Below are 23,388 nucleotides of genomic sequence, written 5' to 3'. Positions count from 1 at the left end.
CGACCGGGGCTTCCGGTACCGGCACCGCACCTGGAGGGTCGTCCCGGCCGGGGCGCACCTGGAGCAGTCGGTGCCACGCCGGGCGATTCGCCTGGACGACACGGTTGCCCAGAACCTCTTCGGGGACATCGGGGGAGAGCTGTTCGACCAGGCCCGGTCCGACGCCGTTTCGACACTGTCCAGGGGCTCACCTCAGCCCTGGAGGACGACGTCGAGCGGTACGACACCACCCCGGGCCTCAGCGGCGCCACAGGGTCCGGGCCCGGCGGGGTACCGGGCCCGGACCCGCGCGGCCCGGCATTCAACGACCGGGTCCGACAACCGGGGACCGGTTCATGGGGCGGTCGGCCCCTCCTGCGCAGATCGGTGGTGGTGGAACCGCCACTACCGGCCGGCGGCCCCATCAGGGCGCTCAGCCCTTCTTCTTCAGCTCCCGGCGCGCCAGGGAGCGCAGGTGCACCTCGTCCGGGCCGTCGAAGATGCGCATCGCCCGGGAGTGCGCGTACATCAGCGCCAGCGGGAAGTCGTCGCTCACGCCCGCGCCGCCGTGCACCTGGATGGCGCGGTCGATGGTCTCCAGGGCGGCCCGGGGCGCGGCGACCTTGATGGCCGCGATCTCGTTCCGGGCCTCCTTGGTGCCGTACTCGTCGATCAGCCACGCCGTCTTCATGACCAGCAGCCGGGCCTGGTCGATCGCCAGGCGCGACTCGGCGATCTGCTGCTGGACGACCCCCTGGTCGGCCAGCGGGGAGCCGAAGGCCACGCGGTTCTTGGCCCGGTCCACCATCAGCTCCAGCGCGCGCTCGGCCACGCCCAGCGCCCGCATGCAGTGGTGCACCCGGCCGGGGCCGAGCCGGGCCTGGGCGATCATGAAGCCGTCGCCCTCACCGGAGATGAGGTTCTCCGCGGGGACCCGCACGTCGGTGAAGCGGATCTCGCAGTGCCCCTCCTGGTCCTGGTAGCCGAAGACCGGCAGGGACCGGACGATCTCCACGCCCGGGGTGTCCTTGGGGACCAGGATCATGGACTGCTGGCGGTGCACCGGGCCGTCCGGGTCGGTCTTGCCCATGAGGATGAAGACCTCGCAGCGCGGGTCCGCCGCGCCGCTGATCCACCACTTGCGGCCGTTGATCACGTAGGAGTCGCCGTCCCGGGTGATCGAGGTGGCGATGTTGGTGGCGTCGGAGGAGGCCACGTCGGGCTCGGTCATCGCGAAGGCCGAGCGGATCCGCCCCTCCAGCAGCGGGTCCAGCCAGCGCTTCTTCTGGTCGGGGGTGCCGAACATGTGCAGCACCTCCATGTTCCCGGTGTCGGGCGCCGAACAGTTCAGCGCCTGCGGGGCGAGGTGGGAGCGGCCGGTCACCTCGGCGAGGGGGGCGTACTCGGCGACGCTCAGGCCGCCGACCTCGGGGAGGAAGAGGTTCCACAGGCCGCGCTCGCGCGCCTCGGCCTTGAGCTCCTCCATGACCGGGGGGAGGCGGTGGTCGTCGGGGCCGGCCTCTTCGCGCCATTGCCGGTAGGCGGGCTCGGCGGGGTAGACGCAGGCGTCCATGAACTCTTCGAGGCGGGACAGGTGGTCGCGGGCCTTGGGGCTGAGTCCGAAGTCCATGGTGTCGAGTATGCCACTTCACCGACCGGTCGGTATCCTCCGGTGGCGGTCGATTTTCCCGGGGCGGCGGACGGTTCGCCGGCGGGCGGCGGGGAAGGATGCCCTCCCCCGGTACCGCCGACCCCCGGGGAGCCGAAGGAGGCGATCGCATGCCCGACGCTCTGCGCGGCATCATCACCGACTGGGGCGGGGTGCTCACCGCCCCGCTGGGCCCCACCATCGACGCGTGGCTGGCGGCGGACCGCATCGACCGCGACCACTACGCCGCCGTCATGCGCGAGTGGTTCGCCGGACTGCGCACGACCCCCGAGGGCGCCAACGCGATCCACGCCCTGGAGCGCGGCGAGATCCCCGTCCCCGAGTTCGAGCGGATCCTCGCCGCCGAACTGCGGCTGGAGGACGGCGGCCCGGTCCCCGCCGAAGGGCTCATCTCCCGGATGTTCTCCTCCTTCCGCCCCGTGGACGAGATGTACGAGGTGATGCGGCGGGCACGCGGCCGGGGCGTGCGCACCGCGCTGCTGTCGAACTCCTGGGGCAACGGCTACCCGCGCGACCGGTTCGCCGAGGCCTTCGACGCGGTGGTGATCTCCGGTGAGGTGGGCATGCGCAAGCCCGAATCGGACATCTTCCTGCTGGCCGCGGAGCAGAGCGGCCTGGAGCCGCGCGAGTGCGTGTTCATCGACGACCTGGAGCACAACGTCGAGGCCGCGATGGACCTGGGCATGATCGGCATCCTGCACACCGACCCGGCGACCACCCGCACCCTCCTCGCCGAGGCCTTCGGAGCCGAACTCGAGCCCGCGGGGGCCTGACCCGGCCGCGCCCGGGGTGGTTCCGGGCGTCCCCAATGCCCGGTGTCGAGCCGTTCCAGTCGGGGAGGTGTCGGGGGTCGTGTCCGGCATCTCCCCGGTGCGGGCGATAGGTTTGTCTATATTGCTAGCCGCGTTGTGCCTAGTAATATAGACACGCCTGCATGAAGCAGCGACAGCTATTGGAGACACTGCGCAAGGCGGCGGCGGACAAGGGGGCGACGCTGGTGTTCGTGCGGCACGGCGGTCGACACGACATCTACAGCGTCAGCGGCTTCCGGTTCGCCGTGCCCCGCCGTGCCGACATCGCGGAACCCACTGCCCGCCGGATCATCAAGGAGGTCGAGGACCTGTGAAGACCTACCGGGCCCAGTGCGAGAAGGACGGTCGCCACTGGCTCGTCGACGTTCCCGAACTCCGTGTCCACACCTTCGGACGGGATCTCGACGACGCGAGGGAGATGGCTCGCGACGCGATCGCAGGCGTCCTCGACCGTCCGATCGAGGACGTCGAGGTCGAATTGGAGATCACGGCGGCCGCCGGCGAGCTGGCGCGGTTGGAGCGGGCGCGTGCCGAGCGGGAGCGGGCCGCGGTCGAGGAGGGGCAGGCCATGAGCGCGGCCATCGAAGCGCTGATGGCCCAAGGCGCTTCGCAGCGCGATGCGGCTCGCGCGCTCGGTATCTCGCATCAACGTGTTTCTCAGCTCCGTGCCGAGGCCCGGAGGAGGAAGCCTGCCAGGACCGGTAAGCAGAGGACCTCGCCGACCAAGGCGGCCCGATGAGGCGGGGATGACGCGCCGTGTCCGGCCGCCGTGAGCGGTGCGGCCGGGCGCCGTCCACAGCTCGGCCTGTCCCCGGCCTGTCCAGGGGCCGGGTTTTGGCAGACTTCTCCCATGCGCATCTACCTGCCGAGCACACTGCCCGCCCTCGCCGAGATCCTGGCCGAGGGGCGGGTCGGGGGCGAGCCGCTGACCGCGTTCGCCGCCACCGGCCCCCTGCGGGCCACCGGGGGCGACGACGAGGAGCTGGAGTACGAGGCCATGCTCGCCGCGGCCGACGCCTCCCTGCGCCTGCTGGCCGCCGACCCCGGCGCGCCGCGGCGGCGGGTGGTGCTGGCCGCCGACATGCCCGAGGCGGCCCTGGCCGAGGACCCCGACCGGGGCGGCCCGGCCGCGGTCCGCGTCGACGGCCCGGTGCCCTACAAGAAGCTCGCGTCGGCGCACGTGGACGACGCGGGGGCCGAGGACGGCATCGCCCGCGCCGCCGCCGACCCCGAGGCCGGGCACCAGGACGACCACGACCTGATGTGGTACGCCGTCCAGGAGCTGAAGTACCTGGTGGATTAGGCGCTGTGGGCCCCGGGCGCCGGTGGCGGCCACCGCGCCGGGAGGGGGACCGCACGAGAAGCGGGCCTCCCGGTCCCGGTGCGGAGTGCGACATCTCCACTCCACCGGCCGGAGTTCGAGGGGCCCTCGTTCTCCGCGGCGACACGCCCGCCTCGTCGGGAACGGCCGGATCCGCCGCCCGGTCAGCGCCCTCGGATGCCGGGGGCGCCGTCGCGGATCACTCCGCCGGTGCCATGAACGACCACAGGGCCCCTTCGGGGTCCCGGGCGGAGTACTCCCGGTAGCCGTAGGGCTGGTCGACGGGCGCGTAGACGATGTCGGCGCCCTCGGCCACCGCCCGCCGGTAGTGCTCGTCGACCGAGCCCACCATCACCGCCGTGGTCGCGGTGGCGGCCCCCAGCGCCTTCGGCGAGGCCAGACCGTACTCGGGGGCCTGCCGGTGCAGCCAGATCACGCCGTCCCCGGCGTCGACCTCGCCGTGCACGCAGCGGCCCTGTCCGTCGTGGGCGAGCGGCCCGGCGCCCAGTCCGAACACCCGGACCAGGTAGTCGTGCATCGCCGCGATGTCCTCGTACACCAGGATCGAGATCCGTCGCCGGACCGTGCCGTCCACCATGGCCATCTCCTCCATCGCCTCGAAGAACTCCACCGCGGTGGGAACGTCCGCGCGGTCGAGCGTGGCGGCCATCGCCGAGAGGCGGTCGCGCAGCCGGTGCGCCGCGGCGAGCCGCCCGTCGAGGGAGGCCAGGTGGCCCCGGACGGCCCCGGGCAGGTCCCAGTCCGGGTCGTCCAGCGCCCGTCCGATGTCGGCGAGCGAGAGCCCGGCCCCGCGCATCAGCAGGATCCGGTACAGCCGCCGGACCTCCGCCTCCCCGTAGAGACGGTGCCCGCCGCCGGTCCACCGGGACGGGCACAGCAGCCCGATCCGGTCGTAGTAGCGCAGCGTCCGGACGGTCAGCCCGGATGCCCGGGCCAGTTCGCCCACCTTGTAGGCGGCCTCCTCAGGTGCCATGACGACGACCCTAGAACGTGACGCCGCGTCACCTTCAAGGCCTGTTCTCGCAGGTCGTCGATGCGTCGTTCGGAGTCCTTCCGGACGGCGGACGCGTGTCGGCGAGGGATCTCCGCCGCCGAGGGGGACAATGGGCCCCTGAACGCGGGCACCGCGGCACCGCTGGGGCACCACTGAGGCGTCGCCGTCCGGGGGCCGAGCGGTCGTGCGGCACCGGCCGACGGATTCGGTGCAGCACGAACCCCAGGCGGGCTCCGCGGACCCCGGTGAGCGGAACTGCGGGTCAGGCTGATCACTTCCGGCATCGCACGTTGCGGGACGCCCTCCTAGCTTCAAGGGCACACCCCGCCCCCGACCCCCTGGAGGCCATGTGTCCCCCCGCACCCCACCGCATCCCCTGCTCGCGGCCGCCTCGGCGCTGGCGGCCGCGCTGCTGCTCGCGACCGCGGCGCCCGCGGCCGCCGACACCCCGCAGGCGCCGGCGCCGACGGCCGCCGAGGACGGGGCGGCCGCTCCCTACGGCCCGCCCGAGCTGCCCGAGCCCGACCCGGCCGCCGCTGCCGCCGGAGAGGACCCCTGGCCGGACGCGCCCGGCGCCAACGACTTCGACTGCGAGCCCACCGACGACCACCCGCGCCCGGTGGTCCTGCTGCACGGCTACGGCGCCAACGGGTTCGCCAACTGGCAGGCGCTCTCGCCGCGCCTGGCCCTGCGCGGCTACTGCGTCTTCGCCCCCACCTACGGCCTGCGCTCGGAGCTGCCGCTGCCGCTGAGCGCGGTCGGCGGCGCCGTCCCGATGGAGGAGAGCGCCCAGGAGCTGTCCGACTACGTGGACCGGGTCCTGGAGGCGACGGGCGCCGAGGAGGTCGACATCGTCGGCCACTCCGAGGGCAGCCTGATGCCGAACCACTACGTCAAGTTCCTGGGCGGAGCCGACAAGGTCGCCAACTACGTGGCCCTGACCCCGCTGTGGGACGGCACCCGCTTCTTCGGGGCCTCGGAGGTCAACAGGATCGGCGAGGAGTGGGGGCTCGGCCCGACCCTGGGCCGCTCGGTCGACGAGATCTGCGGGCCGTGCCGCCAGTTCCTCACCGGGTCGGAGTTCCTGGAGGAGATGAACGAGGGCGGGGCCGCCGTCCCGGGCGTCACCTACACGACCGTCATGACGAAGTACGACTTCCTCGTGCAGCCGTACACCAGCGGGTTCCTGGAGGGCGACGACGTCACCAACATCGTGCTCCAGGACCGGTGCCGGACCGACCTGTCCGGCCACATCGGCGTGGCCTTCGACCCGGTGGTGCACCGGTACGTCTTCAACGCCCTCGACCCCGAGTCGGCCCGGCCGCCCCTCTGCATCTGACGGCGCACGGTGCGTGCCCGGCGCCCCGGCCCGTCCGCGAGCGGTGACCCGTTCCCGGGCGGTCCGGAGGCGCGTCGGCGGAACGAGGGCGCGCGGCCCCACCCGTCGTCGATCCGGATCGTGCGTGAACGTCCCGCGGCCGTGCGAGCGGCCTCCCTCTCCGGGCCGGCCGTGTCCTCTACAGGGGCGCGCTTTCCTCCGCCCCGACCGGCACGGAGGCCGTGCCGGCGGACAGGTCCATCGAGAGTGCCGGGATCACCGCCTTCGGCGGTCCCGGGCGCTGAATCCGCCGCTCTCGATCGCGGCTCCTGCTCTCTGCAGGTCCGCTCCGCCGCGCAGGGCGTCGCGGTAGGCGCCCGGGGTCGTGTCCGCCCAGCGCTTGAACGCCCGCTGGAACGCGCTCGGTTCGGCGAAACCGAGCCTTTCCGCCGTCCGGGCGACGCTCGCCCCCTCCTCGGCGAGCATCGCCATGGCCGCCTCGCACAGCACCCGCTCGCGGATCCTGCGGAAGGAGGTCCCCTCGGTGCGCAGGCGGCGGCGGAGCGTCGGCGGGCTCATGCCCAGCACCGCCGCCGTCCGCTCGGCGCTCGGCGGCCCCTCGGGGGAGCGGGCCAGCAGCCGCGCCACCCGCTCGGCCACCGCCACCGGGCCGCGCGGCGCCCGCAGCAGGCCCGCCGGGACGCCGGACAGCAGGTGCTCCAGCTCGGCCTCCGAGCGCACCAGCGGCACCGCCAGGTCCCGCTCGTCCAGCACCAGCGCCGGCCCCGCCCCGGGCACCGGCCGGCCGCCGGGAACGGCCCTCGCGGGCAGCCTGCGCACGTCGGCGCCGGGAGAGACCTCCGCGGCCAGCGGGCGGACCGGCCGGTCCACCGCCCACTCCAGCGTCCGCACGGTGACCCCCAGCAGGCACGCCTCGGCGAAGCCGCGCACCGGCGGCGGCGCGTCCCGCGGGCGCCCGGTGAACGCCCAGCGGACCGTGCCGGGGCGCGGCCCCGGGCCCAGCCTCGGGCGCGGGCCGCCCGGGAAGAGCGCGTAGAACGCGGCGGCCCGCCGCAGCGCGGCCCCCGCGTCGCGGCTGTGCAGGGCGGCCCGGCACATCATCGCGAAGCCGCCCGGCGGGACCCGCCCCGGTGCCAGCCCGAGGAGTTCGTCGCCCAGGACGGCGCAGGCCTCGCGCACCAGCCGCGCGAAGCGGTCGGCGGGCACATGGGCCCCGTGCGCCCCGTGTGCACTGTGCGCTCCCGCCCGCCCGTCGGCCGCCGACGGCGGGATGCCCGCACGCAGCAGCAGCGGGCCGCACGCCACCCCCTGGCGGCGCGCACCCCACAGCACCGCGCGCACCGCGGCGGCGGGCACGTCTGCGGAGGACGCCTCACCGGCCATGAGCGCAACGTAGCGCGGACGCGACGCAGCGGTCACGGGGGGCGAGCGGGAAAATGTGACCCCCGCCACCCGCTCGGGTATGCCTGACCGCAGACCCGTCCTGGAGGCTGACGATGGATGCCGTGACCCGCGTGCCCGAACCCGTCAACGAGCCGAACCTGAGCTACGCCCCGGGGACGCCCGAGCGCGCCGAGCTGGAGGCCGAGATCGTCCGCCAGAGCGGCGAGGAGGCCCGGCTCGACCAGACCATCGGGGGCGAGCGCCGGATGGGCGGCGGGCCGCCCCTTCCCGCGGTCGTCCCGCACCGGCACGCCCACGTCCTGGGCCGCATGCCCGAGGCCACCGACGACGACGTGCGCGCCGCGATCGAGGCCGCCCGGGCCGCCGCGCCCGCCTGGCGGGCCATGTCGATCGACGACCGCGCCGCCGTCCTGCTGCGCGCCGCCGACCTGCTCGCCGGGCCGTGGCGGGCGACGGTGAACGCCGCCACGATGCTCGGCCAGTCCAAGTCGGTGCAGCAGGCCGAGATCGACGCCGCCTGCGAGCTGATCGACTTCTGGCGCTTCAACGTGCACTTCGCCCGGCGGCTGTACGCCGAGCAGCCGCTGTCGGTGCGGGGGGTGTGGAACCGGCAGGAGCTGCGCCCGCTGGAGGGCTTCGTGCTGGCGATCACCCCGTTCAACTTCACCGCGATCGCCGGCAACCTGCCCACGGCGCCCGCGCTGATGGGCAACGTGGTGGTGTGGAAGCCCTCGCCGACCCAGACCCCGGCGGCGTGGTGGCTCATGCGCCTGCTGGAGGAGGCCGGCATGCCGCCCGGGGTGGTCAACATGGTCACCGGCAACGGCGAGGCGGTCTCCCGGGTGGCGCTGTCCCAGCCGGACCTGGCGGGGATCCACTTCACCGGGTCCACCCGGACCTTCAAGCACCTGTGGCGGACCGCCGGGGAGAACATCGACGGCTACCGGTCCTACCCGCGCATCGTCGGCGAGACCGGCGGCAAGGACTTCATCGTCGCCCACTCCTCGGCCGACCCGGACGTGCTGCGCACCGCCATGATCCGCGGGGCGTTCGAGTACCAGGGGCAGAAGTGCTCGGCGGCCTCGCGCGCGTACGTGCCGCGCAGCCTGTGGCACCGGATGCGCGACGGGCTGCTGTCCGAGACCGAGTCGCTGACCATGGGCGACGTCACCGCCGACCTGTCCACCTTCATGGGGGCGGTGATCGACGACCGGGCGTTCGCCAAGAACGCCGAGGCCCTGCGCAGGGCCAAGGCCACCGACTCCATCACCATCCTGACCGGGGGCGCCGCCGACGACTCCGAGGGCTACTTCGTGCAGCCCACGGTGCTGGAGTGCGACGACCCCGAGGACGAGGTGTTCCGCACCGAGTACTTCGGCCCGATCCTGGCGGTGCACGTCTACGAGGACGACCACTACGAGCGGGTGCTGGCCCAGATGGCCGACGTCGCGCCGTACGCGCTGACGGGGGCGGTGATCGCCCGCGACCGGGCGGCGGTGGAGAAGGCGGACGCGGCGCTGCGCTTCTCGGCCGGCAACTTCTACATCAACGACAAGCCGACCGGCTCCATCGTCGGCCAGCAGCCCTTCGGCGGGGCCCGGGCCTCCGGCACCAACGACAAGGCCGGTTCGATCTTCAACCTGGTCCGCTGGGCGAGCCCGAGAGCGATCAAGGAGTCCTTCGTCCCCCCGACGGACTGGCGCTACCCGCACATGGGGTGAGGGCGTACCCGGCGACAGCCGAACGCGGTGAACACGCGGGACGGGCGACCGGCCCCGGCGCGGAGGCGGACCGCGCCTCCTGAGGGCCGGGCAGGGGGCGGTGGCCTCCGCCGGTCCCCGTCGTCAGTCCGCGGCCAGGAGGCGCTCGATCGCCTCGGCGTCCTCGCGGGCGCGGGCCTGGGCCTGTTCTGCGTGGGACCGGTACTTCGCCCATGAGCGCGCCGCCGACAGCGCCTTGCGCTCCAGGGAGCTCAGCGTGTACTCGCGCCCGGTCCGGAGCGCGGCGCGGGCCTCTGCGAGGCGCCAGGCCAGCCAGCCTGCGCCGAGCCCCGTGATGACGGTGAGCACCCACAGCAACGGAGAGGACATCGCCGCCGCCGCGACCATGCAGGCCAGGGAGGACGCCCCGGCCATGGCGGCCTGGATCAGGACCCCGCGGACCTCGGAGTCGTCGCCCTGCGCCGACAGTCGCTCGCGGGCCGTCCGGAGCGACGAGGGGTCGGGGCCGGAGGCGCCGACCGCCACCTCCACCCCGCGCTCGCGGGCGGTCACCAGCTCCGGGAGCGGGACGGTCGCGCGCTCCTCCAGGGCCCGGGCCCCGTCGCGGACCACCGGTGCGAACAGGTCCAGCGCGAACCGCCGGGTCCCCGGGGCGCTGCGCGCGGAGAACGCCGACCCCATCAGCAGGTCCAGAGTCACCCCCGCCGCGTCGTTCCAGGACCGCGGCTCGGCGCCGTCCGCCGTTCCGCCGCCGCTCTCCACGACCGACCGCAGCTGTCCCGCCCGGTGCAGCAGCGGTGCCTCCTCGGGGCTCCCCTCCTCGACCAGCAGGCGCAGGGCGGGCGCCGCCGCGGCCAGGGCGGGGGAGGAGGGCGCGGCCCCGTCGTCTCCCGTGCGCTCGGCGTGCCCTTCGATCACCGTCCTCAATCGGGCGAGGCGGGATCCGGCCTCCAGGGCCTGGCGCACCGGTCCGGTCCCGCTCAGCCCGGTCGGCTCCCGGGGCGGCCCTTGCGCTCCGGAGAGCAGGGGCGCCAGCAGCGCCTCCGGGTCGTCGGCGGCGGACCCTCCGGTGGCCTCGCGGAGCAGGAGCCGCCCCCCGGTGAGCAGCCGGTCGCGCGGCCCCTCGCCCAGCCGCCCCTCGGCGGCGAGCAGGAGGAGGGCGTACTGGTGGGCCGCCAGGTGCTCCGGCGGTTCGGGCATGATCCCCGGAAGGATCCACTCGGCCAGCGCCGGCGCCGCCTCCGGGGCCCGTAGGGCCGCCGCGAGCAGGGCGAACGTTCCCGCCCGCTCCGCATCGAGGTCGGCGGCCTCGGACAGGTGCCGCTGCGCTCCGCCCAGATCGCCGGAGAGCAGGTCGGCCAGGCCGTGGGCCGCCGGGACCAGCCAGTAGCCCTCGGTGCCGGCCCCGGGTCGCCGCAGGAGGTCCGGGTCCGGGTCGGCCCCGTCGAGCACGGCGAGCACCCGCCGCCGCACCATCGCCGCCCCGGCGAACGCCACCAGCTGCTCGCGCACGTCGCTGAGCTCGACGAACGCGTCGAAGGAGGCGGCCATGCGGTCCAAGCGCTGCTCCAGCGACCCCCGGATGCTCCGCAGCTCGGACTTGAGGCGGCGGCGCTCGTCGTTGACCTGGCCCCGCAGGGTGCGGATCGCCGCGTTCTGGGCCCGGTCGGTCTGCTGCCCGCCCCAGCTGTCGTCCCCCGAGAAGAAGCCCGGCTCGATCAGCCCGTCCCCGCCGAATACGCTCATGCCCGCCCGTCCGCTCCGTCCTCCGTGGCCCGCGACACCGTGATGCTCCCGCACCCGTGCCGTGCCGGGGGCGCCGGGGGAGCACCACCGGCGATGGGACGCCCGCGGGAGGCCGCCGGTTCCGGGATTGCGGCACTATGGAAGGCGTCGGTCGCCGCCCCTTCGCCTTCAAGGAGACTGCCATCAGCCGCCTCGTGTTGTGGAACGTCGACCCCACGCTCGTCGACGCAGCGCAGGTCACGCGCTCCGCCTACGCGGAGGCGTTCGAGCGGGCCACCGGGACGCCGCTGGTCTACCTGGCCGCCACCGCCGGGCGCACCGACTCGGAGGTGTTCTTCGAGTTCTTCGCCCGCAACGACGTGGACATCGAGCCGGGCGAGGAGCCGCTGGCCGAGTTCGTGCAGGCCCTGGCCGACGGCTTCGTCCGCCGCCGCGACCAGCTCCCGGCGCGGGCGCGCGCCGCCGCCGGCGCCGCCGAGGCGCTGGCCGCCGTGGCCGCGATGGAGGACACCGTGCAGACCGTGGTCACCGGCACCATCAAGCCCAACGCCGTGGCCAAGCTCCAGGCCTTCGGCCTCGACGGGTACCTGGACCTGTCCCTGGGCGGATTCGGGTCCGAGGGCTACCCCAAGGCCAGCCTGATCCAGTTCACCCGGATGCGCGCCGCCGAGGCGCGCGGCGCGGAGTTCCCCGAGCGCTCCACCGTCTACATCACCGACTCGGTGCGCGACGTGGAGGCCGCGGTGATCGGCCGCGCCGCGCCGATCGGGGTGCTCAGCGGCTCGGCCACCGAGTCCCAGCTGCGCGCCTCCGGCGCCGAGCAGGTGCTGGAGGACCTGACCGACCCCCGGGCGGTGGTCGGCGCGGTGCTCAAGGCGACCGACCCGCCAGGCACCGGAATCGGCTGAGCACGCCCCCGCCCGGCGCCGGGATCGGGTAGTACTAGGGGGATGCGGACCGTCCCGCCGTCCCCGGGGCCGACTTGGGACAGCGCGCCTGCAAGGCTGGCCGCGCCGCGCCCTCCCGCGTAGCGTCGCTGGTGTACCCCGTCGAGGATCGTCCGTCGATCGCCGTTCGGGGCCTTGATGGCGGAAACGTACTGTTAACGACGTTGGTCGGCGTTGGTAAGGGTTGTGCCGTGTGAAACGGAGTAGCCTGTTCCACGGGCGCTGGCCGGACAACGGAGTCCGGCCGCCGCAGCCCCCACCTGTGCGCACAGGGTCCCGAACGGGACGCCGCCGCCCCGCGGCCCGGCCGCGGGGCGGCGGCGGCGCGCCGGCCCTCACAGAACTTCACAAGTCGCATCACCCGATGATCGACCCCCGACGGCTCACAAGGGAGTGAGATCGAACATGCCCGGGCAGACCGACGCCGTTCAGGACCGGCTGGTCCGCGAGGCGGCCGAACAGTGGTCCGCCGACGGCGGCACCACCGCCGATCCGGACCGGACCGAACGCTTTCTGCGCCTGTACTACCGCCACGTCGACCCCGAGGAGCTGAAGGAGCGCTCGCCCGCCGGCCTGTGCGCCCCGGCCCTGGCCCACTACCGCTTCGCCGCGGAGCGCCCGCAGGGCCGCGCCAAGGTGCGGGTGTTCAACCCCACGGCCGCCGACGACGGCTGGGACCTGGACCGCACCGTGGTCGAGGTGGTCACCGACGACGCCCCCTTCCTCGTCGACTCGGTCACCATGGAGCTCAACCGGCAGGGCCTGGCCGTGCGCCTGGTGGTCCACCCCCAGCTCAGCGTCGCCCGCGACCTGGCCGGGCACCTGCGCGAGGTCGAGCCGGCCGCCGGTGAGGACGGCCTGCTGCCGCTGCCCGAGTCGTGGATGCACATCGAGGTCGAGCGGCAGAGCGACCCCACCGTGCTCAAGGAGGTCGCCTCCGACCTGGAGCGGGTGCTGGGCGACGTGCGCGCCGTGGACGAGGACAAGGCCAAGATGCGCGCCCGCGCCACCGAGCTCGCCGACGAGCTCGCCGCGGCCGCCGAGGCGATGCGCGCCGGCGGCGTCGACCCCGCCGAGGCCTCCGAGAGCGAGGCCTTCCTGCGCTGGGTCGCCGACGGCCACTTCCACTTCATGGGCTACCGCGAGTACGACCTGGCCGCCGACGAGGAGGGCAACGACGCCCTGGGGCCGCGGGCCGGCACCGGGCTGGGCATCCTGCGGATGGACGCCCCCGCCTCCAGCAGCTTCGCCGCGCTGCCCCCGCCCGTGCGCGCCAAGGCCCGCGAGCCGCACGCACTGGTGCTGACCAAGGCCAACTCCCGGGCCACCGTCCACCGCCCCAAGTACCTGGACTACGTCGGCGTCAAGCGCTTCGACGACCAGGGCCGCATCGTCGGCGAGCGCCGCTTCCTCGGGCTCTACACCCACGAGGCCGCCACCACCGGCATCCGCCAGATCCCGCTGCTGCGCCGCAAGCAGGCCGAGGTCCTGGACCGCGCCGGGTTCGACCCCGAGAGCTACGACGGCAAGGACCTGGCGGAGATCCTGGAGGGCTTCCCCCGAGAGGAGCTCTTCCAGACCCCCGTCGACGACCTGTACGACGTGGTCATGGGCGTGCTGCGGCTGCGCGAGCGCCCCGGCGCCAAGCTCTTCCTGCGCCGCGACCCCTACGGCCGGTACATGTCCTGCCTGGTCTACATGCCGCGGGACCGCTACAACACCCAGGTCCGCCTCGACATCCAGGACGTGCTCGACGAGGCCTTCCAGGGCGCCTCCATGGACCACAGCGTCATGGTCGGCTCCTCCTCGCTGGCCCGCCTCTACCTGGTGGTGCGCGCCCCGCGCGGCCGCGCCCTGGCCGACGTCGACCGCGCCGCCCTGGAGCGGCGCGTGGTGGCCGCCACCCGCTCCTGGGACGACGACCTGCAGGCCGAGCTCAAGACCCGCTACGGCGCCGACGAGGGCATGCGGGCGGTGCGCGGGCTCGGCGAGGCCCTGCCCGAGGGCTACAAGGTCGACACCGACCCGCGGACCGCGGTCGACGACCTGTCCCGGCTGCGGGACCTGCCCGAGGGCGGGTTCGCGGTCAACCTGCACCGCAAGGACCCCGACTCCGGGGCCTGGCACCTCAAGCTCTACCGCCGCGGCGCCCCGGTGTCGCTGTCCAAGGTGCTGCCGCTGCTGGAGAACATGGGCGTGGAGGTGGTCGACGAGCGCCCCTACGGCATCGCCGCCCACGACGCCTCCCGCGGCGGCGAGGGCCGCGCCTGGATCTACGACTTCGGCCTGGCCCCCATGGACGGCGCCGCGGTCCCCGACAACCGGTTCAAGTTCCTGTTCGAGGACGCCTTCAGCGCCCTGTGGGAGGGGCGCGGGGAGTCCGACCGGTTCAACACCCTGGTGGTCAAGGCGGGCCTGGACTGGCGCCAGCTGACCATCCTGCGCGCCTACGCCAAGTACCTGCGCCAGACCGGCACCACCTTCACCGCCGACTACATGGCCGGGGTGCTGGCCGCCAACACGCACGTGGCCGAGCTGCTGGTGCGCCTGTTCGAGTCGCGCTTCGACCCGCACTACGAGGCCGGGCGCTCCGAGCGCACCGAGGCCATCGCCGAGGAGATCCGCGGCGAGCTGGACCAGGTCGCCAGCCTGGACCACGACCGCATCCTGCGCGCCTTCGCCGCCTGCGTGCACGCCACCCTGCGCACCAACTACTTCCAGACCGGCGCCGACGGGCGGCCCAAGCCCTACCTGGTCTACAAGCTCGAACCGCAGGCCATCCCCGACCTGCCCGAGCCGCGCCCGCGCTTCGAGATGTTCGTCTACTCCCCGCGCATGGAGGGCGTGCACCTGCGCTTCGGCTCGGTCGCCCGCGGCGGCCTGCGCTGGTCGGACCGGCCCGAGGACTTCCGCACCGAGATCCTGGGCCTGGTCAAGGCGCAGATGGTGAAGAACTCGGTGATCGTGCCCAGCGGCGCCAAGGGCGGCTTCGTATGCAAGCGCCTGCCCTCCGGTGACCGGGACACGGTCATGGCCGAGGTCGTCGCCTGCTACGAGCAGTTCATCAGCGGCCTGCTGGACGTCACCGACAACCTGGTCGACGGCAAGGTGGAGTACCCGGCCTCGGTGGTGCGCCACGACGGCGACGACACCTACCTGGTGGTGGCCGCCGACAAGGGCACCGCGACCTTCTCCGACACCGCCAACGCCATCGCCAAGCAGCGCGGCTTCTGGCTCGGGGACGCCTTCGCCTCCGGCGGGTCGGTGGGCTACGACCACAAGGCCATGGGCATCACCGCCCGCGGCGCCTGGGAGTCGGTCAAGTACCACTTCCGTGAGATGGGGACGGACGTCCAGAGCGAGGACTTCACCGCGGTCGGCGTCGGCGACATGTCCGGCGACGTGTTCGGCAACGGCATGCTGCTGTCCCGGCACACCCGCCTGATCGCCGCCTTCGACCACCGGCACGTCTTCCTCGACCCCGACCCCGACCCCGAGCGCTCCTACGCCGAGCGCGAGCGGATGTTCGCCCTGCCCCGCAGCACCTGGGCCGACTACGACGCCTCGCTGATCTCCGAGGGCGGCGGCGTGCACCCGCGCACCGCCAAGTCGATCCCGCTCACCCCGCAGGTCAAGGCGGCCCTGGGCATCGACGGCCAGGTGCAGGCCCTCACCCCGTTCGAGCTGATCCGGTGCATCCTCAAGGCCCCGGTGGACCTGCTGTGGAACGGCGGCATCGGCACCTACGTCAAGGCCTCCACCGAGACCGACGCCCAGGTCGGCGACAAGGCCAACGACCCGGTCCGGGTCGACGGCGCCGACCTGCGCTGCAAGGTCGTGGGCGAGGGCGGCAACCTGGGCCTGACCCAGGCGGGCCGGATCGAGTACGCCCTGGCCGGCGGCCGGGTCAACACCGACTTCATCGACAACTCCGGCGGCGTGGACACCTCCGACCACGAGGTGAACATCAAGATCATGCTGGACCGGGAGGTGCGCGCCGGCCGGCTGCCCGCCGCCGAGCGCGACCGCCTGTTCATGGAGATGACCGACGAGGTCGCCGACCTGGTCCTGGACGACAACTACGCGCAGAACGTCGTGCTGGCGGCCGCCCGCAAGCAGACCACCTCCATGCTGCACGTCCACGCGCGTTACCTGCGCCGGCTGGAGCGCGACGGCGGGCTCGACCGCAAGCTGGAGTTCCTGCCCGACGACAAGGCGATCGCGGCGCGGCGCTCGGCCGGCCAGGGGCTGACCGCCCCCGAGTTCGCGGTGATCATCGCCTACACCAAGATCGACCTGAAGGACCAGGTGATCGACTCGGACCTGCCGGGCGATCCCTACCTGCGGCGGACCCTGGTGGACTACTTCCCCACGCCGCTGCGGGAGCGCTACGCCGACGCGATGCCCGACCACCCGCTGGCCCGCCAGATCATCACCAACCAGGTGGTGAACGACATGGTCAACTGGTCCGGCTCCACCTTCGCCTTCCGGATGAACGAGGAGCTGGGCGCTTCGGCCGACGACATCGTCCGCGCCTACCTGGTGGCGATGGAGGTCTTCGGGCTGCGCGACTTCTGGCGCGCGGTCGAGGAGCTGGACCACCTCATCGACGTCGACACCCAGCTGCAGATGATGCTGGAGGCCCGCAAGCTCACCGAGCGCTGCGCGCGCTGGCTGCTGCGCAACCGGCCCAGCCGCTTCGACCTGGGCTCGGAGGTGGCGTTCTTCTCCGAGGGGGCCTCGGTGATCGTGCCGCAGCTGCCCGAGCTGCTGCAGGGCCGGGACCTGGTCGCCTTCCGCGAGCGCCGGGACGCGCTCAAGGGCCGGGGGGTGCCGGTGGAGCTGGCCGAGCGGGTCGCCGGGATGGTCCCCGCCTACTCCGCCTTCGACCTGGTGGCGGTCGCCGACCGGACCGGGCGCCCGGTGCGCGAGGTAGCCGAGGTCTACTTCCACCTGGCCGACCGGCTGCAGATCTCCCGGCTGCGCGAGCGCATCATCGCCCTGCCGCGCGACGACCGGTGGGCGACCATGGCGCGCTCGGCGGTCCGCGACGACCTGTACGCCACGCACGCCGAGCTGACCCGGGACGTGCTGCTCTCCGGTTCGGCCGGGGAGTCGGCCGACCGGCTGGCCGAGCAGTGGAGCGAGCAGAACGCCGACCGGGTGCGGCAGGCGGGGCGCACCATGTCGGAGATCTGGGAGACCGAGCGCTTCGACCTGGCGACGCTGTCGGTGGCGCTGCGCTCCATCCGCTCCCTGGCCGAGGAGTGAGCCCGGGCCCCTAGGGCACCGGCGCGCACACCGGATCGCCCACCGCATCGCACGAGGCCCGCGCGCGGCTCCGCCGCGCGCGGGCCTTCGCACCACGCCCTAGACTTGGGGGCGTGGCAGACCTAGACCCCGCAGAAAAGCTCAAGGAACTCGCGTCCACGATGGCGAGCGTCGAAGCCGTCCTCGACCTGGACGCCAAGAACACCGAGATCGCCGAGCTGCGCGAGCAGTCTGCCGACCCGGAGCTGTGGAACGACCAGGACCACGCCCAGGCGGTCACCCGCAAGCTGGCGAACCTGGAGTCCACCGTCAACAAGGTCGGCTCGATCCGCCAGCGGCTGGAGGACGCCGGCGTGCTCTTCGAGCTGGCCGCCTCCGAGGAGGACGCCGACGCCAGGGCCGAGGCCGACCGCGAGCTGGAGTCGCTGCGCGCCGACATCGGCGAGCTGGAGGTGCGCACCCTGCTCAGCGGCCCCTACGACGAGCGCGAGGCGCTGGTGTCGATCAACGCCCAGGCGGGCGGGGTGGACGCGGCCGACTGGACGCAGATGCTCCAGCGCATGTACCTGCGCTGGGCCGAGCAGCACGGCTACCCCACCGAGATCTACGAGACCTCCTACGCCGAGGAGGCCGGCGTCAAGTCGACCACCTTCGCGGTCAAGGCCCCCTACGCCTACGGCACGCTGCGCGGCGAGCACGGCACCCACCGGCTGGTGCGCATCTCGCCCTTCGACAACCAGAACCGGCGCCAGACCTCGTTCGCCGGGGTGGACGTGGTGCCGGTGGTCGAGAAGAGCGACCACGTGGAGATCGACGAGAGCGAGCTGCGCATCGACGTCTACCGCTCCTCGGGCCCGGGCGGCCAGGGCGTGAACACCACCGACTCGGCGGTGCGCATCACCCACACGCCCACCGGCATCGTCGTGGCCTGCCAGAACGAGCGCTCGCAGCTGCAGAACAAGGCGACTGCGATGGGCATGCTCCAGGCCAAGCTGCTGGAGCGCAAGCGCAACCAGGAGGCCGCCGAGCTGCAGGAGCTGCGCGGCGAGGGCACCAGCAGCTGGGGCACGCAGATCCGCAACTACGTGCTGCACCCCTACCAGAGCGTCAAGGACACCCGTACCGGGATGGAGACCGGCAACACCTCCGGCGTCCTGGAGGGTGACATCGACCCCTTCCTGGACTCCGAGATCCGGTGGATGCGCAGCCAGGAGAAGGACGGCAGGGCCTGAGCCGCGGGGCGGGAGCGCTTAGCCGGGTGTCGGCGCCGAGTCCCGGACGGCGCGCGGCCTGATACGCGACCGTTATGATCGGTTGACAGTTCCGATATGCTCGGTTCTGCTGCTTTGGTAGAGGGCGGCCGAGGCCGGAGCGCCCGAAGGGGCGCCCGGCGCTCCCCGGGGCCGTGTCGATCAAGGACATTCCGGGTTGCGTTCGCCTCTACACTGTCGTTTGGCCCCGCAGGCCGGTAGCTTGTGCCGGCCGGGCGGCCGGACCCTCCCTGAGCGGAACCCCGATGTCCGCCCGGGTGCCCCGATCTCCGAGAACCTTGTGATGCTCCTGTGATCCACTTCGATAACGTCACCAAGGTCTATACGACCCAGAAGCGACCCGCTCTCGACAGCGTGTCGATCGACGTCGACAAGAGTGAGTTCGTCTTCCTCGTCGGCCCCTCGGGGTCGGGCAAGTCGACGTTCCTCCGGCTGGTCCTCAAGGAGGAGAAGCCGACCAAGGGCAGGGTCCACGTCGCCGGCAAGGACCTGGCGCGCCTGTCCAACTGGAAGGTCCCGCACCTCCGGCGCCGGATCGGCTGCGTGTTCCAGGACTTCCGCCTGCTGCCGAACAAGAACGTCTTCGAGAACGTCGCGTTCGCGCTCGAGGTCATCGGCAAGCCGCGGCGGTTCATCCGCAAGGTGGTGCCCGAGGTCGTCGAGCTCGTCGGCCTGGAAGGCAAGGCCGACCGGATGCCCGAGGAGCTCTCCGGCGGTGAGCAGCAGCGCGTGGCGATCGCGCGCGCGTTCGTCAACCGGCCGCAGATCCTGCTAGCCGACGAGCCGACCGGAAACATCGACCCGGCCACCTCCATCGGCATCATGAAGGTGCTCGACAGGATCAACCGGACCGGGACGACGGTCGTCATGGCGACGCACGACGCCGCGATCGTCGACTCGATGCGCAAGCGCGTCATCGAGCTCGAAGAAGGCGTGGTCGTCCGGGACCAGACGCGCGGCGTCTACGGCCAGGCCTACTGACACCCGGCACCCGACGTCGGCCTCAGCAGCGCCGAAGCCCTCAAGGATGGACCTTTAGCACTCATGCGCGCACAATTCGTACTTTCCGAGATGTGGATCGGCCTTCGCCGTAATCTCACGATGACCATCGCCGTCATCATCACGGTGGCCATCTCCCTGGCCCTGTTCGGCAGCGGCCTGCTGGTGCAGCAGCAGATCTCGCACATGCGCCAGTTCTGGGACGAGCGCGTCTCGGTCACGGTGTACATGTGCACCGAGGTCTCCCCCTCGGAGGTCTGCCAGGAGAACGGCCCGGCCACCAAGGAGGACCGCGAGGCGATCCAGTCCGACCTGGAGTCGCTGGACGAGGTCACCGGCGTGGAGTACGTGACCGCGGCCGAGGCCTGGAAGGAGTTCCAGGACCGCTTCTCGGAGAACCGGGCGCTGACCGAGGCCGCCCAGGAGGGCGACATCCCGGACAACTTCCGGGTGCAGCTGAGCGACCCCAACAAGTTCGACGCCGTGGTCGAGACGGTGCAGGGGAGGCCGGGCGTCGACTCGGTCCACAACGACCAGCAGGTCCTCGACCAGTTCTTCGAGCTGCTGGACGGGCTCAAGTGGGCCGCGCTGGTGGTCTCCTTCGTGCAGTTGGCCGCCGCGGCGCTGCTGATCGGCAACACCATCCGCCTGTCGGCCTACAGCCGGCGCCGGGAGACCGGGATCATGCGCCTGGTGGGCGCCTCCAACTTCTACATCCAGCTGCCCTTCCTGCTGGAAGGGGCCATCTCGGGCCTCATCGGCGGCGTCATCGCCTCCGGGTTCATCGTGGCGACCCGGTACGTGCTGCTGGACCGGATCCAGTCCTGGTTCGCCTTCGACGTCTCGCTGGGCGCCGGTTCGCTGGCCTACGTCATCGGGCTCTCGATGGTCCTGGGCATCCTGCTGTGCACCATCTCGTCGTTCCTGACGCTGCGGCGCTACCTTCGGGTGTGAGCCAGGCCCGCCCCGCGGGCCCGACGGAGAAAGAGGAGAGGTCGAGTGCCTCGCGAGAAGGGCCGCAAGGTCATCGCGCAGAACCGCCGTGCCCGGTACGACTACCACATCGACGACACCTACGAGGCGGGGCTGGTCCTCACCGGCACCGAGGTGAAGTCGCTGCGCGCCGGGCGCGCCTCGCTCACCGACGGCTTCGCGCACGTCAAGAACGGCGAGGTGTGGCTGGAGAACGTGCACATCCCCGAGTACGCGCACGGGACCTGGACCAACCACGCGGCCCGGCGACCGCGTAAGCTTCTGCTGCACCGCACCGAGATCGCCCGGCTCATCGGCAAGACCCAGGAGCCGGGGCGCACGCTCGTCCCGCTGTCGCTGTACTTCAGCGAGGGCAAGGCCAAGGTCGAACTGGCCCTGGCCCGCGGTAAGCGAAGCCACGACAAGCGCCAGGACATCGCCGCGCGCGAGGCGCAGCGCGACATCGAGCGCGCCCTGCGCCGCCGCCGCTAGGCGAGGTGAAAGGAACAGCCAGGGTGTCCCCCCGTCACATCCGCCGGTACCTCAGCGCAGGAACGGGCCTGGCCGCCGCGGCGGCGCTCGCCGCGTGCGCGCCCCAGCCCTACCCGGACGTGGCGGTCCGGACCTTCCTGCTGGACTGGCAGGCGGGGGAGTTCGAGGCCGCCGCCCGCCAGACCGACGGCGACCCCGAGGAGGTCGCCGCGGCCCTGGAGAGCGCGCACGACCAGCTCGACCTGGCCGGCGTGCGGTTCGGCCTGGGGCCGGTGGAGCTGGAGGACGACGGCGCCACCGCCGCGTTCGAGGCCCAGGCCGACCTGGGCATCGGCGACCCGGTGTGGAAGTACACCGGGCGGATGGAGCTGAACCGCGGCGGCGACGGCTGGCGCATCGCCTGGGACCCCTCGGTGATCCACCCCGACCTGGGCGCGGGGGAGCGGCTGGCGGTCAACTACGACGTGCCCGACCGCGGCCGCGTCTTCGACCGCAACGGCGAGCCCCTGGTGGGCGAGGCGGAGGTGACCGAGTTCGGGGTCGTCCCCGCCGAGCTGGAGGACGGCGGCGCCGGCATCGCCGAACTGGCCGAGCTGCTGGGCGAGGACCCTGCCCCGATGACCGACCGCGTCCGCTCGGCTCCGCCGGAGGACTTCCAGCCGCTGGTGCTGATGCGCACCAAGGACGTGGACGCCGAGGTGCTCTCCGAGGCCGAGGGGATCACCGGGGTGCAGACCCGCGAGCAGCGCATGCCGCTGAGCCCGCGCGCCGCGCGGTCGGTGGTGGGCGAGGTCGCCGGGACGGCCGAGCACAACATCTCCTCCCGGGTGGCCAGCGCCTACCAGGCCGGCGACACGGTCGGCCTGAGCGGTCTGCAGAACGTCTTCCAGCACCGCCTGGCCGGGACCGCCACCACCCAGGTCGTCACCCTGGACGCCGACGGCGGGCAGACCGGGGTGCTCAAGGAGTGGCCGGGGGCCGCCAGCGGTGCGCTGACCACCACCCTGGACCTGACCGCCCAGCAGGCGGCGCAGGACGCGCTGGAGGCGATGCCCGGGCGTGCGCACCTGGTCGCGGTCGACGTGCGCACCGGAGAGGTGCTCTCGGCCGCGGGCGACCCGGCCTCCTTCGACAACGACGGTGCGCTGAACGCGCAGTACCGGCCGGGCGGGGCGTTCTCCATCGTCTCGGCCGCCGCGGCGCTGCGCAGCGGGGCGGCCACCGCCGACGGCCCGCTCGCGTGCCAGGAGAGCACCGAGGTCGGCGGGCAGAGCTTCGGCAACGAGGGCCCCAACGGGGTGTGGGCGCAGCCGCAGACGCTGGAGAGCGCCTTCGCCAACGGCTGCACTTCGGCGCTGGCCGGGCTGGCCACCGACGTCGGCGAGGAGGAGCTGCGCCGGACCGCGGCCGACTTCGGGATCGGCGCGGACTGGCGGCTGTCGCTGCCCACCTACAGCGGCGAGGTCTCCGCGGGCGGGGGAGCGGCCGAGACCGCCGGGGCGATGACCGGTGCCGAGGGCGTCACCGTCAGCCCGCTGGGGATGGCGCTGGCGGCCGGCGCGGTGGCCGACGGCACCTGGCACGCGCCGCGCCTGGCCGTGGACGCCGACGACCAGATGGCCGCCGAGGCGGCCGACGGGGAGAAGCTGGACGGCGCCACGGTCGAGGCGCTCCGGCAGATGATGCGCGCGACGGTGGAGCGCGGCCAGGCGACCCCGGCCAACCTGGGGACGGTCCCGGTGCACGGGCAGGTCGGCCAGGTGGAGCAGACCATCGGCGGGGATGCGACCACCGTGCAGTGGTTCGTGGGCTACCAGGGGAACGTCGCGTTCGCCGCGGTGGCCGAGGTCGACCCGGAGCAGGTGTGGGACCAGTACGCGCTGGTGGCCGGGAACACCTTCCTCCAGGGGCTGCCGGCCGGGTACGTCGAGGCCGGCTACGCCGAGCCGAAGACGGCCGAGGAGCCCGGGTCCTCCGAGGAGCAGGAGGGCGCGGACGGAGCCGAGGGCGGGGACACCGGCGAGGGCGCCGGAGGCCAGGACACGGGCCAGACCCCCGGACAGGGCCCCGGCCAGACCCCCGGTACCGGGGAGCAGACCGGGGCCGAGCCGCCCATCGGCGGCTGACCGGCCGGGAAAATCGCAGCAAAGTCGGCATTCGGGGCAACCTTGTCCGCCTCCGGGGGCGTCCTTCCTGGTGACCGGGCGACGCGATGGGGGGTCGCGTCACTCAGTCCAGGAGGCAGGGCCTCATCTCGGGGGTGGCTCTGCCGCAGGAAGGCCGGCCCGACCCTGCCGGCCGCCCTCGCGGGCCGCGTTGATGGATCCCGTCCGCGCCCGCGAGGGTTTCTGCGTGTTCGGGGGCCCGAGCGGGAATCAGCTTGGCGTCCCGTGCGTTGTACCGGTAGCGTTGGAACGCAGGACGCCCTGG

General features: G+C 73.1%; 17 protein-coding genes. 13 read left to right on the top strand and 4 right to left on the bottom strand.

Features of this window, described 5'->3' with window-relative positions; genetic code table 11:
- Window positions 1–412: 412 nt before the first annotated feature.
- Window positions 413–1,609: an acyl-CoA dehydrogenase family protein gene (locus D450_RS0109805; protein WP_017538492.1), complete on the bottom strand. Its 1,197-nt coding sequence runs from the start codon at window positions 1,607–1,609 to the stop codon at window positions 413–415.
- Window positions 1,610–1,758: 149 nt separating this feature from the next.
- Here D450_RS0109805 and D450_RS0109800 point away from each other — a divergent pair, with 149 nt between their 5' ends.
- From D450_RS0109800 to D450_RS0109785, 4 genes are all read left to right on the top strand, one after another.
- Entirely contained in the window at window positions 1,759–2,421 is a 663-nt protein-coding gene (locus D450_RS0109800) for an HAD family hydrolase (protein ID WP_017538491.1), read from the top strand.
- Between the two features lie 161 nt (window positions 2,422–2,582).
- Window positions 2,583–2,774, top strand: coding sequence for a hypothetical protein (locus D450_RS0109795; RefSeq protein WP_026128466.1), 192 nt, complete (start codon window positions 2,583–2,585; stop codon window positions 2,772–2,774).
- Window positions 2,771–3,199, top strand: coding sequence for a type II toxin-antitoxin system HicB family antitoxin (locus D450_RS0109790; RefSeq protein ID WP_017538489.1), 429 nt, complete (start codon window positions 2,771–2,773; stop codon window positions 3,197–3,199). Before D450_RS0109795 ends, D450_RS0109790 begins: the two co-directional genes overlap by 4 nt.
- Window positions 3,200–3,310: 111 nt before the next feature.
- The gene (locus D450_RS0109785) at window positions 3,311–3,763 is read left to right on the top strand and encodes a DUF6912 family protein (protein WP_017538488.1); all 453 of its coding nucleotides are present in this window, start codon (window positions 3,311–3,313) and stop codon (window positions 3,761–3,763) included.
- A gap of 217 nt (window positions 3,764–3,980) precedes the next feature.
- Here D450_RS0109785 and D450_RS0109780 read toward each other — a convergent pair whose 3' ends face one another.
- A complete protein-coding gene (locus tag D450_RS0109780; protein WP_017538487.1) occupies window positions 3,981–4,775 on the bottom strand; it encodes a MerR family transcriptional regulator in 795 nt (264 codons plus the stop codon).
- Window positions 4,776–5,145: 370 nt separating this feature from the next.
- On the opposite strand from D450_RS0109780, the gene D450_RS0109775 reads away from it, so the two are divergent.
- The gene (locus D450_RS0109775) at window positions 5,146–6,135 is read left to right on the top strand and encodes a lipase family alpha/beta hydrolase (RefSeq protein ID WP_017538486.1); all 990 of its coding nucleotides are present in this window, start codon (window positions 5,146–5,148) and stop codon (window positions 6,133–6,135) included.
- A 255-nt stretch (window positions 6,136–6,390) separates the two neighbouring features.
- Here D450_RS0109775 and D450_RS0109765 read toward each other — a convergent pair whose 3' ends face one another.
- Window positions 6,391–7,518 (bottom strand): AraC family transcriptional regulator, encoded by a 1,128-nt coding sequence (locus D450_RS0109765; protein WP_017538485.1) that lies wholly within the window; start codon window positions 7,516–7,518, stop codon window positions 6,391–6,393.
- A gap of 113 nt (window positions 7,519–7,631) precedes the next feature.
- Between D450_RS0109765 and pruA the strand changes: the two genes are divergently transcribed.
- Window positions 7,632–9,260 (top strand): L-glutamate gamma-semialdehyde dehydrogenase, encoded by a 1,629-nt coding sequence (gene pruA, locus D450_RS0109760; protein ID WP_017538484.1) that lies wholly within the window; start codon window positions 7,632–7,634, stop codon window positions 9,258–9,260.
- A gap of 123 nt (window positions 9,261–9,383) precedes the next feature.
- On the opposite strand, the gene D450_RS0109755 is transcribed toward pruA, so the two are convergent.
- Window positions 9,384–11,006, bottom strand: a complete 1,623-nt coding sequence (locus D450_RS0109755; RefSeq protein ID WP_017538483.1) for a hypothetical protein — start codon at window positions 11,004–11,006, stop codon at window positions 9,384–9,386.
- Window positions 11,007–11,143: 137 nt separating this feature from the next.
- On the opposite strand from D450_RS0109755, the gene D450_RS0109750 reads away from it, so the two are divergent.
- The 7 genes from D450_RS0109750 to D450_RS0109720 all read left to right on the top strand — a co-directional run bounded on the left by D450_RS0109750 (window position 11,144) and on the right by D450_RS0109720 (window position 23,084).
- On the top strand, window positions 11,144–11,914 hold the full coding sequence (locus D450_RS0109750) for an HAD family hydrolase (protein ID WP_017538482.1): 771 nt from the start codon (window positions 11,144–11,146) through the stop codon (window positions 11,912–11,914).
- Window positions 11,915–12,358: 444 nt separating this feature from the next.
- Window positions 12,359–17,224: an NAD-glutamate dehydrogenase gene (locus tag D450_RS0109745; protein ID WP_017538481.1), complete on the top strand. Its 4,866-nt coding sequence runs from the start codon at window positions 12,359–12,361 to the stop codon at window positions 17,222–17,224.
- Between the two features lie 113 nt (window positions 17,225–17,337).
- On the top strand, window positions 17,338–18,456 hold the full coding sequence (gene prfB / locus D450_RS0109740) for a peptide chain release factor 2 (RefSeq protein WP_026128464.1): 1,119 nt from the start codon (window positions 17,338–17,340) through the stop codon (window positions 18,454–18,456).
- A gap of 330 nt (window positions 18,457–18,786) precedes the next feature.
- Window positions 18,787–19,476: a cell division ATP-binding protein FtsE gene (gene ftsE / locus D450_RS0109735; protein ID WP_017538479.1), complete on the top strand. Its 690-nt coding sequence runs from the start codon at window positions 18,787–18,789 to the stop codon at window positions 19,474–19,476.
- Window positions 19,477–19,539: 63 nt separating this feature from the next.
- Window positions 19,540–20,448 (top strand): permease-like cell division protein FtsX, encoded by a 909-nt coding sequence (gene ftsX, locus D450_RS0109730; RefSeq protein ID WP_193789657.1) that lies wholly within the window; start codon window positions 19,540–19,542, stop codon window positions 20,446–20,448.
- Window positions 20,449–20,493: 45 nt separating this feature from the next.
- On the top strand, window positions 20,494–20,958 hold the full coding sequence (smpB, locus tag D450_RS0109725) for an SsrA-binding protein SmpB (protein WP_017538477.1): 465 nt from the start codon (window positions 20,494–20,496) through the stop codon (window positions 20,956–20,958).
- Between the two features lie 23 nt (window positions 20,959–20,981).
- Window positions 20,982–23,084 (top strand): penicillin-binding transpeptidase domain-containing protein, encoded by a 2,103-nt coding sequence (locus tag D450_RS0109720; RefSeq protein WP_017538476.1) that lies wholly within the window; start codon window positions 20,982–20,984, stop codon window positions 23,082–23,084.
- Window positions 23,085–23,388: the final 304 nt, after the last annotated feature.

Origin of the sequence: Nocardiopsis halophila DSM 44494 (assembly GCF_000341245.1) — a bacterium.
GTDB lineage: Bacteria > Actinomycetota > Actinomycetes > Streptosporangiales > Streptosporangiaceae > Nocardiopsis_A > Nocardiopsis_A halophila.
The sequence above is the reverse complement of the archived record's forward strand: the minus strand, read 5'-3'. Positions and strand labels throughout refer to the sequence as shown.